The organism is Kitasatospora sp. NPDC047058 (assembly GCF_040643935.1).
Lineage (GTDB): Bacteria > Actinomycetota > Actinomycetes > Streptomycetales > Streptomycetaceae > Kitasatospora.
In genome coordinates this window covers 1-11,999 of sequence record NZ_JBEYVJ010000223.1, presented here as the reverse complement: position 1 = coordinate 11,999, position 11,999 = coordinate 1, and the positions used below count along the sequence as shown (strand labels likewise).

At 74.9% G+C, this 11,999-nt stretch carries 11 protein-coding genes and 1 pseudogene; 9 read left to right on the top strand and 3 right to left on the bottom strand.

Features of this window, described 5'->3' with window-relative positions:
* Nucleotides 1-98 precede the first annotated feature (98 nt).
* Nucleotides 99-800, top strand: a complete 702-nt coding sequence (locus ABZ885_RS26730; RefSeq protein WP_360193598.1) for a TetR/AcrR family transcriptional regulator — start codon at nucleotides 99-101, stop codon at nucleotides 798-800.
* A gap of 44 nt (nucleotides 801-844) precedes the next feature.
* Here the strand turns inward: ABZ885_RS26730 and ABZ885_RS26725 are convergent, their stop codons facing one another.
* Complete coding sequence (locus tag ABZ885_RS26725) at nucleotides 845-1,522, bottom strand: TetR/AcrR family transcriptional regulator (RefSeq protein WP_360193595.1); 678 nt, start codon at nucleotides 1,520-1,522, stop codon at nucleotides 845-847.
* 102 nt (nucleotides 1,523-1,624) lie between these two features.
* Between ABZ885_RS26725 and ABZ885_RS26720 the strand changes: the two genes are divergently transcribed.
* The 5 genes and pseudogenes from ABZ885_RS26720 to ABZ885_RS26700 all read left to right on the top strand — a co-directional run bounded on the left by ABZ885_RS26720 (nucleotide 1,625) and on the right by ABZ885_RS26700 (nucleotide 7,020).
* Entirely contained in the window at nucleotides 1,625-2,446 is an 822-nt protein-coding gene (locus ABZ885_RS26720; protein ID WP_360193592.1) for an NAD(P)H-binding protein, read from the top strand.
* Nucleotides 2,443-3,360 carry a haloalkane dehalogenase gene (locus tag ABZ885_RS26715; protein WP_360193601.1) on the top strand — a complete coding sequence of 306 codons (918 nt, stop codon included), beginning with the start codon at nucleotides 2,443-2,445 and terminating at the stop codon, nucleotides 3,358-3,360. Before ABZ885_RS26720 ends, ABZ885_RS26715 begins: the two co-directional genes overlap by 4 nt.
* Before the next feature lie 24 nt (nucleotides 3,361-3,384).
* Nucleotides 3,385-3,522 (top strand): annotated as a pseudogene (locus tag ABZ885_RS26710) (N-acetyltransferase); the annotation flags it as partial.
* A gap of 85 nt (nucleotides 3,523-3,607) precedes the next feature.
* Nucleotides 3,608-4,561 carry a carbohydrate kinase family protein gene (locus ABZ885_RS26705; protein WP_360193589.1) on the top strand — a complete coding sequence of 318 codons (954 nt, stop codon included), beginning with the start codon at nucleotides 3,608-3,610 and terminating at the stop codon, nucleotides 4,559-4,561.
* A gap of 227 nt (nucleotides 4,562-4,788) precedes the next feature.
* Nucleotides 4,789-7,020, top strand: a complete 2,232-nt coding sequence (locus tag ABZ885_RS26700) for a trehalose-6-phosphate synthase (protein ID WP_360193586.1) — start codon at nucleotides 4,789-4,791, stop codon at nucleotides 7,018-7,020.
* A gap of 24 nt (nucleotides 7,021-7,044) precedes the next feature.
* Here the strand turns inward: ABZ885_RS26700 and ABZ885_RS26695 are convergent, their stop codons facing one another.
* Together ABZ885_RS26695 and ABZ885_RS26690 are read right to left on the bottom strand one after the other, a co-directional pair.
* A complete protein-coding gene (locus ABZ885_RS26695; protein ID WP_360193583.1) occupies nucleotides 7,045-7,833 on the bottom strand; it encodes an alpha/beta hydrolase in 789 nt (262 codons plus the stop codon).
* A 229-nt stretch (nucleotides 7,834-8,062) separates the two neighbouring features.
* The gene (locus tag ABZ885_RS26690) at nucleotides 8,063-8,824 is read right to left on the bottom strand and encodes an SOS response-associated peptidase (protein WP_360193580.1); all 762 of its coding nucleotides are present in this window, start codon (nucleotides 8,822-8,824) and stop codon (nucleotides 8,063-8,065) included.
* A gap of 489 nt (nucleotides 8,825-9,313) precedes the next feature.
* Here ABZ885_RS26690 and ABZ885_RS26685 point away from each other — a divergent pair, with 489 nt between their 5' ends.
* The 3 genes from ABZ885_RS26685 to ABZ885_RS26675 all read left to right on the top strand — a co-directional run bounded on the left by ABZ885_RS26685 (nucleotide 9,314) and on the right by ABZ885_RS26675 (nucleotide 11,889).
* Nucleotides 9,314-10,543: a hypothetical protein gene (locus tag ABZ885_RS26685; protein ID WP_360193577.1), complete on the top strand. Its 1,230-nt coding sequence runs from the start codon at nucleotides 9,314-9,316 to the stop codon at nucleotides 10,541-10,543.
* Nucleotides 10,544-10,624: 81 nt separating this feature from the next.
* Entirely contained in the window at nucleotides 10,625-11,044 is a 420-nt protein-coding gene (locus ABZ885_RS26680) for an SHOCT domain-containing protein (RefSeq protein WP_360193574.1), read from the top strand.
* Between the two features lie 152 nt (nucleotides 11,045-11,196).
* Complete coding sequence (locus ABZ885_RS26675) at nucleotides 11,197-11,889, top strand: response regulator transcription factor (protein ID WP_360193571.1); 693 nt, start codon at nucleotides 11,197-11,199, stop codon at nucleotides 11,887-11,889.
* The last annotated feature ends 110 nt before the right edge of the window (nucleotides 11,890-11,999 follow it).

Sequence of the window (11,999 nt, the reverse complement as noted above, 5' to 3'; positions counted from 1 at the left end):
GCCGTGCCTTCCCCGGAGGCATCGCCGGCGGCCGGCGACGGAAACCGCCGCCACCCGGACCCTTCAAAGGACAATGCCGTTGTCGTAGGCTCCGCGGCATGAGCGAACGCGTGATACCGGAGTCCCAGCGGCGGCGCAGGAGACCGACCAAGCAGGGCACGGTGCTCTCCGAGCAGGTCATCGTGGAGACGGCCCTGCAGCTGATCGGCCGCCACGGCGCGGGAGCCCTCTCGGTGCGCCGGCTCGGCGCCGCACTCGGCGCCGACCCCAGCTCCCTCTACCGCTACTTCCACAACACCGACGACCTGCTGCTGGCCGTCGCCGACGAGCTGATCGGACGCGCCCAGTACGGCTGGCAGGCCACCGGCGACTGGCAGGCCGACCTGCGCGCGATCGGGCTGCGCATCCACGCCGCGTACCAGGCGCACCCCCAGGCGGCCATGCTGGCCGCCCACCGCACGACCGGCCGGGAGAACGAGGCCCGGGCCGTGGAGGCGATCCTCGGTGTGCTGCGCCGGGCGGGCTTCCCGGACGCGGAGGCGGTCCGGATCTACCACGCCTTCGTGGACCAGGCGCTCGCCTTCGCCGCCCAGGACGCGGCCGCGCTGGCGCTGCCGCCCGCGGCACAGGCGGCCGATCTGGCGGTCTGGCAGGCGAACTACGCGAGGCTGCCCGCCGCCACCCACCCGAACATCGCGGCGACGGCCCGCCTGCTGGCGGCCGACATGCGCGGCAGCGGCTACCCGTTCGCCCTGGAGTTGCTGCTGGACGCGGCCGCCGCCCGCCTGGTCGCGCTTTAGGGGGCGGGGCGGGGCCGGCGGCGGCCCGTCCGGAGCCGGGCGGGTCAGACCGTGGCGTCGATCCACGCCGTCAGCCGGGCGCCCTCGCGGGTCATGATCCCGGGGTCGCGCAGGGCGTTGGAGAGCAGGGACATGCCCTGGTAGGCGCCGACCAGGGCGACCGCGAGGCCACCGGGGTCGGCCGCGCCCAGCTGCCGGTACTGCTCCTCGACCCACTGCAGCAGCCGGCGGATGACCAGGCCCACCGCCTCGTCGAGGCCGCCGTCGTCGCGCTTGTCGAGCTCGACGGCGAGCGTACCGGTGGGGCAGCCGTAGCGGGCGGCGGTGTCCCGCTGGCGGACCCAGGCGGCCACCAGGCCCTTGAGGCGCTCGCGCGGCTCGGGGAGCCGGTCGAGTTCGGCGGTGAGGGCCTCCAGGTAGCCGGTGTGCTCGGTGAGAGCGGCCCTGACCAGGTCGTCCTTGGTCTTGAAGTAGTAGTACACGTTGCCGGTCGGCACGTCGGCGGCGCGGGCGATGTCGGCGATGGTGGTCCGCTCGACGCCCTGCTCGTGCAGGACCTGCGCGGCCGCGGCGGTGAGCCGGCGGCGCTTGTCGGCCGTCTTCGCGGCTTTGGCGCTCCTAGCGGCCCTGGCGGCATTCGGGGTTTCAGCGGCCTCCGCGGCCCCGGCCTCCACAGCCGTGGCCTCCGCTGTGCCCGGGCGGGAATCGATTGAGTCAGTCACCCGACTAACTGTAGACCGGCGGCGATCGGGCTGCTACGGTTTCGGCTCGACGAAGTTAGTCAGCCAGCTGACTTACTCGCAACTTCGACAGGGGAGATCGACGTGATCGTGGTGACGGGTGCGACCGGGAACGTGGGGCGGGCGCTGGTCCGGCTGCTCACCGACGCAGGGGTCCCGGTGACGGCCGTGGCCCGGCGCATCACCGACGCCGACGTGCCGCCGGGCGTCCGCGCCGTGACCGCCGACCTGGCCGAACCGGCCGGGCTGCGGGCCGCGTTCGAAGGGGCCGACGTCCTGTTCCTGCTGGTGGCGGGGGAGGACCCGGACGGCATCCTGGACGAGGCGAAGCGGGCCGGCGTCCGCCGGGTGGTGCTGCTCTCCTCGCAGGGCGCCGGAACCCGCCCGGACGTGTACCGGCACCCGGTCCGGTTCGAGGCGGCCGTCCGCGCGTCCGGACTCGACTGGACGGTGCTGCGCTCGGGCGGGATGGCCACCAACGCCTTCGCCTGGGCCGAGTCGGTCCGCGCCCGCCGCGCCGCCGAGGCGCCGTTCGGAGACGTCGGCCTGCCCTTCGTCGACCCCGAGGACGTGGCCGCGGTCGCCGCCGCCGCCCTGCGCGGGGACACCCACACCGGCGCCACCTACACCCTGACCGGCCCCGCCCCCACCACCCCGCGCGAGCGGGCCGCGGCGATCGCGGCCGCGCTCGGCGAACCCGTCCGGTTCACCGAGCAGACCCGCGCGCAGGCGCACGAGCAGCTGGCCGCCTTCATGCCACTTCCCGTGGTCGAGGGCACCCTGGCCATCCTGGGCGCACCGACCGCGGAGGAGCAGCAGGTGAGCCCCGACGTCGAACACGTCCTCGGCCGGGCCCCGGGCACCTTCGCCGCCTGGGCCGCCCGCAACGCCGCCGCCTTCCGCTGAACGAACCCGCCCGCACAGACCCGTCGAGAAAGGACAGCACCACCATGGCCGTTCAGCACCTCCTCGGTTCGACCATCCACCACCGGGAGTCCGGCACCGGGACGCCGGTCGTCTTCCTCCACGGCAACCCGACCTGGTCCCACCTCTGGCGGCACGTCATGCCCGCCGTCGGCGAGGGGCGGCTGCTCGCCCCCGACCTCATCGGCATGGGCGAGTCGGGCAAACCCGCCATCGGCTACGACTTCGCCGACCACGCCCGCTACCTGGACGCCTGGTTCGACGCGCTCGACCTCCGGGACGTGATCCTGGTCGGCCACGACTGGGGCGGAGCCCTGGCCTTCGACTGGGCCGCCCGCCACCCCGGCCGGGTGCGCGGCATCGCCTTCACCGAGACCATCGTCAAGCCGATGACCTGGGAGGAGTTCCCGGAAGGCGGCCGGGAGCTGTTCCGGGCGATCAAGACGGACGGCATCGGCGAGGCGATGATCCTCGACGACAACGCCTTCATCGAGCAGGCCCTGCCGGGCACCGTCGCCACCGCGCTCGACCCCACCGACCTCGACGTCTACCGCAGCCCCTACCCGACCCGGGAGAGCCGGCGGCCGCTGCTGCAGTGGCCCCGCTCGATGCCGCTGGGCGGTGAACCCGCCAAGGTCGTCGCCCGGATCGAGGCGTACGACCGGTGGCTGGCGGCCAGCCCCGAGGTGCCCAAGCTCCTGATCACCTTCGGGCCGGGGCCGGGGGCGATGATGCACGAGGGCATCGTCGCGTGGTGCGAGGCGAACATCGCCGGGCTGGAGACCGAGCGCCTCGCGGCCGTCGCCGGCCACCACACACCGGAGGACCAGCCCGCCCTGCTCGCCGGGGCGATCGCGGCCTGGGCGGACCGGCACGCCCTGCGCCGCCGACCCTAGACCGGTACGGCGCGCGCAGTCCGGGGCTTCGCCGAGAACACCGCGAGCCCCGCCGTGCACGCGAAGGCCGGCTTCCGGGCGAGCGGCACCCGCGAGCGGCTCGGCCGCCACCACGGCGCGTGGCCCGACGTCGTCCTCATCGAGCGCCGCAGTCCCGTCGTGAACCGGCCGGCGGTGCTTCGGACGCCGCCGGTCCGGGGAGGGGGGATCAGTGGTGGACGGTCGACGGCGGGAGGGTGGCGGGCGGATGGCTGACGGTGGCGCGGCGAGCGGGAACGGGCGGGGAGCGGTGCGGGGCCGGGAGGTGCTGGTGGTGGGCGCGTACTTCGCCGACCTGGTCTTCCGCGAGCTGGGCGGTCCGGTCCGCCCCGGAGCGGAGGTGTTCGCGGGGGCGCTCGACCTGCTGCCCGGCGGCGCCTACACCCCGGCGATGGCGTTGCACCGGCTGGGCCACGACGTCGTCTGGTCCACCGACTTCGGGACCGACCTGTTCAGCGGCCAGGTCCTGGCCGCGGCCCGGGCGGAGGGGCTGGACGAGACCGCCTTCCGCCATCACCCCGGTCCGCTGCGCAGCGTGACGGTCGCGCTGTCGGCCCCCGGCGACCGGGCCATGGTCAGCTATCAGGACCAGGTCACCGGCCGGCCGCTCGCCGCGCTGCTGCGCGACCACCGCCCCGCGGTGCTGCTCCTTCCCCAACTCCGATACGGCGCCGAGGTGCTGGAAGCGCTGCGGCTGGCACGCCGGCTCGGGACGGAGGTGTTCATGGACTGCCAGGACGTGCCCGGCACCCTGGACACCCCCACGGTGCGCGAAGTCCTCGCCCAGGTGGACGTGTTCGCGCCCAACGCCGACGAGGCGCTGCGGCTGACCGGTACGGGCGAGGTCGACGAGGCGCTGGACCTGCTGGGCGGGCTCGTCCGCACGGTGGTCGTCAAGCGCGGCGCCGGCGGGGCTTCCGCCGTCCGGGACGGCAAGCGGTACGACGTGGCGGCCGCACCGGCCGGGGTGGTGGACACCACCGGCGCGGGGGACTGCTTCAACGCCGGCTTCCTGCACGCCCGGCTGCGCGGACGGGAGGTGCCCGACTGCCTCGCCGCCGCCGTCGCCTGCGGTGCCGCGGCCACCACCGGTCCGGGCTCCAGCCGGGCCCCGGACGCCGCCGAACTGCGGGAGTGGCTCGCCCGCGTACCGCACCGCTGACCGTACGCCCGCCGGTCGTTGCACCTCCGTGCGCCCGGCGCACAGCTGCTGGCCAGGCGCACCACCAGCGCGCCGGCAGCGTGCGATCCCGGCCGTCGCCCGCCGTGGCACGCCCAATTCACTCGGTGATGGGTTCGTGTTAGCGTCCGATGATCCTGATCCGACGTGCGCCCCGGCCCGCCGGTCGGGGCGCACGTCCACGTGTCCAGCGGCGAGGGGGCGGCAGCATGGCGGAACCGGGGACGAACGGGCAGGGCGCCAACGGGCGGGCGGCGAACGGCCGGACGAGCACCCTGCCGGCCGAGGGCAGCGTACCGTCCCGGCCGGGGCACCCCGCCCGCGTCCTGGTCACCGACCTCGACGGCACCCTCCTCGGCGGTGACCGCGCCGACCGCCGCCGGCTGCACGCCGCACTCGCCCGGCACCCCGAGGTGACCGTGGTCTTCGCGACCGGCCGCGGGCTGTCCTCCGTCCGCGAGGTCCTGCGGGACCGGCTGGTGCCCAGACCGCGCTGGATCATCGCCGACGTCGGTGCCAGCGTGATCGACGGCACGGACCAGACCCCGGCCGAGGGCCTGCAGCGCCGGCTGCGGGCCGGCTGGCCGGGGGCGGAACGGGTGCGGGCCGCGTTACGCCGCTTCCCCGGGCTGGAGTACCAGCACGGCGTGGTCCAGGACGGCCGCTGCTCGTTCCACCTGGACCCCGGACACCTGACCCCTGAACTCACCGACGCCGTGGAAGCGTTGGGCTGCACCTGGCTGTACTCGGCGGACCGCTACTTCGACGTGCTGCCACCCGGCGCCGGCAAGGGCGGTGCGCTGGCGGCCCTCGCCGCCGATCAGCACTGGCCGATGGATTCGGTCCTGGTCGCCGGCGACTCGCTCAACGACCTGTCGCTGTACGGGCTCGGGGCGCACGGCGTGATCGTCGGCAACGCCGAACCCGCCCTGCTCGCCGCCGTCCCCGAGGACGCCGCCGTGCACCGGCCCGACCGGCCCGGCGCCGCCGGCATCCTGACCGCGCTGCAGGACCTCGGCTGGGTGGAGCGCGAGTACCCGCTGGTGGTCGGCTACCACCGGCCGCCCGTTCAGCCGGGCCCCGGTGGCTGGCAGCCGCCCGCGAGCCCCAACGGCATCCTGCCCACCCTGCGCAGCCTGCTCACCGCCAACCCGCAGGCCCTCTGGGCCACCGCCGCCGTGCTCGGCCCGCACGCGCGGCCGGCCGGTCTGGAGGGGCACGACACCGGCCTGCCGCTCTCCTTCGTCCGGCTGAGCCCCGCCGAGTGGACCGCCTACTTCCACCGCGCCTGCAAGGAGACGCTCTGGCCGGTCCTGATGTCCCAGCCCCGGCGGCTGCGCTTCGACCCGGACACCTGGATCCGCTACCGCGAGGTGAACGCCCGCTTCGCCGACCACATCGCCGGCCGGGCCGCGCCGGGCGCCACCGTCTGGCTGCACGACTACAACCTGTGGCTCGTCCCCGGGCTGCTCCGCCCGCTCCGGCCCGACCTGCGGATCGGCCTGTTCCACCACACGCCCTTCCCCGCGCCGGACGTCTTCGCGGCGCTGCCCACCGCCCCGGAGGTCCGCGCCTCGCTGAGCCGCCTGGACTGGGCCGGCTTCCACACCGAGACCTTCGCGGAGCAGTTCCGGCGGGTGCTGGCCGGCACCCCGGGTGCGTTGCCGCGCGTCGGCGTGCATCCGCTCGGCGTCGACCGGGACGCCATCACCACGCTGGCCCGGGCCCGCGGGCGCCGGCGTACCGGGGCACGGCGTACCGGGGCGCGGACGGCGGTGGCCGCAGGCCCGTTGGTGCTCTCCGTCGAGCGCCTCGACTACGCCAAGGCCCCCGTGCAGAAGGTCGAGGCCGTCGCCGCCCTGCTCGCCCGCCGCCCCGGGCTGCGCGGCCGGCTGCGGTTCCGCCTGGTCTGCCCGCCGCCCGAGCCCGGCATCACCTCGTACGACGCCACCCGGCGTGCCCTGGAGCGCCGGATCGCCGAGGTCAACCAGGCCTGGGGGAAGGGTGGTTGGCAGCCCGTCGAGTACCTGCCGCACAGCCTGCCGTTCACCGAGGTGGTCGACCACTACCTCGCTGCCGACGTGTTCTGGGTGACCTCCCTGCAGGACGGGATGAATCTGACCGCGAAGGAGTTCATCGCCGCCCAGCGGGCCGTCGGCCGGTCGGGCGTGCTGGTGCTCTCCCGTCACGCCGGTGCGGCGGACCAGCTCGGCAGTGCCGCGCTGCTCACCGACCCGCACTCGCCCGCCGACCTGGTCGAGACCCTGGACCGGGCGCTGACCCTGCCGCCCGGGGAACGCCGCCGGCGGCTGGAACGGCTGGCCGGCCTGATCGGCGACCACCACCCCGCCGACTGGGCCGCCGCCATCACCTCCGCCATCCGCGGCGGGTCGGCGGAGCGGGCGGCCGGGGTCTCCGGTGCGCCGGCGGCCCTGCTCTGACACCGGCGGTGGGTCCCGCCCCGTTCAGCGGGGCCGCGCGGCCGCCAGCGCCTCGGCCACGACCTCCGCGACCCTCCGCGGCTCCTCGTTGGGGAGGAAGAAGCTGGTGCCGGGGATCGTCACCACCGCCGCGTGCGGGCAGGCCTCCAGGGTGCTCCGCTCGTCGGCGGTGAGCGCGCCGTCGCCCTTCTCGGCGTGCACCACCCAGACCGGCACGCCGGCCGCGCACAGGCGCTCGGCCGGCTGCCCGGGCTCGTTGAGGTAGGACAGGTAGCCGTGGAGGATGCCGCGCACCACGTGCGGATCGTTGCGCCGCAGGTCGGCGAGCAGCTCGGCCCGCCGCTCGGGCGGCACCTGCATGCCGCGGGAGAACGGGCCCATGAGCTTCAGCAGGGCGGCCGAGGGGAGCGAGCCGAGGACGTCGCCGAGCCGGCAGACGGCGCGGAAGAACGCGGGCTCGTCCGTGGGCGACATGCTGATGCCCAGCAGCACGGCCGGACCGGTGAACGCACCGGTCGCGACCATGTCGAGCGCGACGGTGGCGCCCATGCTGAACCCCACCACCACGTCGCAGGACTGCTCGTCGACCAGCCGGGCGGTGTGCCGGGCCAGCGTGGCGATCGTGAAGTCCTCCGGCGGTGCCGTCCCGGCGTGCCCGGGCAGCGTCGCGGCGACCAGCCTGGTGCCGGCGAGCGCGGGCTCCGCCATCAGCTCGTCGTACGACCGGGCGGCGGTGAGCCCGCCGGGGAGCAGCAGCGCGGTCTGCCGCGCATCGGCCGGTCCCGTGACCAGCAGGTCCCACGTGATGTCCATCGGGCGTCCTCTCCGCAGGCCGCAGGCCGCGCTCCCCGCGCACCCGGCCCCGGCGCCCCGGCGTGCCGGGCCCCGGGCAAAGGCCGACGCGCTGCCGGAACACGGCCGGAACAGCGGCGTTCCCTTCATCGTGACGGCCGCGCCCCCACCGGGCCAGCCGGTCGGCCGGGCCGGGCGGTCGCCCGGGCCACCTGGCAAGCGGCGCTACCTGGTCAGCCGGGCCGTCCGGTCAGCCGCGCGCCTCGTCGCCGTGGCCGAGCGGGTCCGGTACGGCGTCCAGCAGGGCGGCGCCGTTGTTGCGGACGCTGTTCACGGCGGTGGAGACCGGCCGCACCGCGAACTCGTCGCCGCCCGGGGTGTGCAGCAGCCGCCGCAGCCCGGCCGGGTCGGTGTGCTCGGGGTCGAGCCAGGCGTCCAGGTCGTCCGGGGCGATGGTGAGCGGCATCCGGTCATGGACCCGCCCCGCGGCGTCGGTCGCGTCGGTGGTGATCACGGTGGCTGTCGCCAGCCACGCCGCCGGGTCGTCCTCGGGGACGGAGCCGTCGCGCCAGAACTCGTACAGCCCGGCCATCACCAGCGGCCCGCCCGAGCGCGGGTGCAGGTAGTACGGCTGCTTGTACGCCTTGCGGCCGTCCCCGGCGGGCACCGGGACCCACTCGTAGTAGCCGTCCGCGGGGAGGACGCAGCGGCGCTTGGCGAACGCTGAGCGGAACGCGGGCTTCTGGTGCACCGTCTCGGCTCGGGCGTTGATCATCCGGGCCCCGCCGTTCGGGTCCTTCGCCCAGGAGGGGACGAGCCCCCAGCGGAGCGGGCGCAGCCGGCGGGTGAGCTCGCCGGTCTCGTGGTCCACCCGCTCCAGCACCGACCACACCGGGTCGGTGGGCGCCACGTTCCAGCTCGGGGCGAGGGTCTCGACCGGGGTCCAACTGGTCACCCCGAGCAGCTGTACGAGGTCTTGGGGTGTCGTGGTGGAGACGAATCGGCCGCACATGGGGGTAACTCTGCCACCGTCCGGGCGACGGAGGGCGGAGTAAGCGGTTTCGGGTGCGGGTGAGGCGGTGAGGCGGCCGCGTGCGTCGCCGGGCCCGCCTCTGTCGCCCGGACAGCCCATCCCGGGGTGCCGGGAAGCGTGTCGCGCGTGGGAATGGTGGTCAGCGGCGCTACGGCCGCGCACCGAGTGCTGGGAGAGCTGATGAACGGGCCACCCGCGCCTCCTCCGCCCGATCCGCCGGAGAACGGGCCGCCGGAGGGCGGACCTCCGGCAGGCGGGCCTCCGAGCGGCGGGCCCCCGGCAGGCGCGCCCCCGAGCGGCGGACCTCCGGCAGGCGGGCCCCCGGCAGGCGGGCCCCCGGCAGGCGGGCCTCCGAGCGGCGGACCTCCGGCAGGCGGGCCCCCGGGCGGCGGGCCTCCGGGCGACGGGCCGCAGGGCAGCAGGCCGTCCGCCGGGACCAAGCGTCCCTCGCGGGCCGGGCGGATCGTCATGAGCACCGTCTCGGCGGTGCTGATCACGCTGACCTGCATCCTCGTGCCGGTCTCCCTGCTCACTGTCTGGGTGCACGACATCGCGCTGGACACCGACCAGTACGTCGCCACGATGTCCCCGCTGGCGACCAATCCCGCGATCCAGGACGCCGCCGTCAACCGGATCACCCACGCGGTGGACGTCAAGGTGGACGGCAACGAGGTCACCTCGGAGGTGGCCGCCTGGCTGGAGTCCCAGGGCCTGCCGCCGAAGGCCGCCGCGGCGGTCAAGTCCCTCGGGCCCAAGCTCGACGACGCGGTGGACCAGGTGGTCAACAAGGTCGCGACCAGGGTCGTGCACAGCGAGGCCTTCGCGAACACGTGGACCGAGGCGAACCGCGCCGCCCACCAGGCCGTGGTCCAGGTGCTCACCGGCCACGGCAAGGGCGCGGTCGACGTCTCCGGCGGGACGGTGACCCTCAACGTCGGGGTGGCCGTCGACAAGCTGAAGGACGAGCTGGTGGCCGCGGGCGTCTCCCCGGCGGACAAGATCCCCGAGGTGAACAAGCAGCTGGTGCTGTTCAAGTCGGACAAGCTGCAGAAGATCCGCGGTGCCGCGCACGCCCTGGACGTCATCGGCAACTGGCTGCCCGTCATCACCGTGCTCCTCGGCCTGGCCGGCGTGCTGCTGGCCCGGCGCAGACGGCGGGCCCTGGTGACCACGGCCCTCGGCGCCGCCGCCGGCTGCCTGGTCGTGGCGATCGCCCTGGTCATCGCCCGCCACTACTACCTCGACCACCTGCCGGCCGAAGTGCAGTCCGAGGCGGCCGCGGCCGCGATCTTCGACACGCTGCTGCACTTCCTGCGGATCAGCTTGCGCACCGGGATCGTGCTGGGCATCGTGGTGGCGCTCGGTGCCTACCTCTCCGGCGCCGGACGCTTCCCGCGCGCCGTCCAGGGCGGGGCGGACCACATGGCCGACTCCGCCGCCCGCTGGGGCGACTCGCACGGGGTGCACACCGGCCGGGTCGGCACCTGGACCCAGGCCCACCGCCGCTGGCTCATCCTCGCCGCGGTCCTGATCCTGGCCCTGGTCTTCGCCCTCTGGAACCACCCCACGGTCCTGACCGTGCTGTTGCTCGTCCTGATCCTCCTCGCGGTGCTCGCCGTCCTGGCGCTGATCGCGGCCACCGGCCGGGTCGGCAGGCCGGCCGACGTGCCGCCGGAGCGCAGCGACACGCCGCCGTGACCGGGCGCCGGTCCGCCGACCGGACACCGCACACCGCACAGAACCCACAGCCCCCTCCACCCGAAAGCAAAGGAGACGGCCATGCACACTTCGGTGAACCTCGCAGCCGACTACCCCGTGCTCAACATCTTCTGGACCACCTGCCTGATCTTCCTCTGGATCCTCTGGTTCATGCTGCTCTTCCGGATCCTCGCCGACCTCTTCAGGGACGATGCCCTGAGCGGCTGGGCCAAGGCAGGATGGGCCGTCTTCGTCGTCTTCCTGCCCTTCCTCGGGGTCTTCGTCTACCTGATCGCCCGCGGCAAGGGCATGGGACAGCGCGAAATGACCGAGGCGAAGCAGCGTGACGCGGAGTTCCGCTCCTACGTGCGCGACGCCGCCGCCACCGGCCCCTCCGCCCCGACCGCGGCCGACGGCCTGGCCACGCTCGCCGAGCTGCACAACAGCGGCAAGCTCACGGACGCGGAGTACGAGCGCGCCAAGGCCAAGATCCTCGGATGAGACGCCCGTGCGGCGTGCGGCGCGGCGGCGCAGAATCGGTGGTGCCGCCGCCCGCGCACCCGGCCCGCGCACGGACACCCCGTCCATGGGCACCGGGTCCCTGCGCACGCGGTCCGTGAACACGCGGTCCGTGAACACCGAGGGAGCAGGTCATGGACACACCCCAGCCCGCCGCGTCGGACGGACCGGTACGGGTGTTCCTGCTGGACGACCACGAGGTGGTCCGGCGGGGCGTCCGCGACCTGCTGGAGGCCGAGCCGGACATCGTGGTCGTCGGGGAGGCCGGCACCTGTGCGCAGGCCCTCGCCCGGGTGCCGGCGCTGCGCCCGGACGTGGCCGTGCTCGACGTGCGGCTGCCGGACGGCGACGGGGTGACCGTCTGCCGGGAGCTGCGCGACCGGATGCCCGGCCTGGCCTGTCTGATGCTGACCTCCTTCGACGACGACGACGCCCTGCTGGACGCGATCATGGCGGGCGCGGCCGGGTACGTGCTGAAGCAGGTCAAGGGCGCCGACCTGGTCAGCGCGGTGCGCACGGTGGCCTCGGGCCAGTCCATGCTCGATCCGGCGACGACCCGCCAGCTGATGGAGAGCCTGCGCCACCACGAGGAGAGCGCCACCGACGCCGCGCTCGCCGCGCTCACGCCCCGGGAGCGGGAGATCCTGGCCCTGGTGGGCGAGGGCAAGACGAACCGGCAGATCGGCGAGGAGCTCTACCTGGCCGAGAAGACGGTGAAGAACCACGTCTCGCGCCTGCTCGCCAAGCTCGGCGTCGAACGCCGCCTCCAGGCCGCCGTCATCGCCGCCGAGGCCGCCGCGGAGCACCACCACCCGCACCCGCGCTGAGGCACCGGCACCCCCGGCCCCTTCCGGGGCGGCCCCGCCCCGGGAGGGGCTCGCTTCGAGTCCCGGTTGATAATTTACATCAGCATGGTACCGGTGGCGGGGCCGACGAC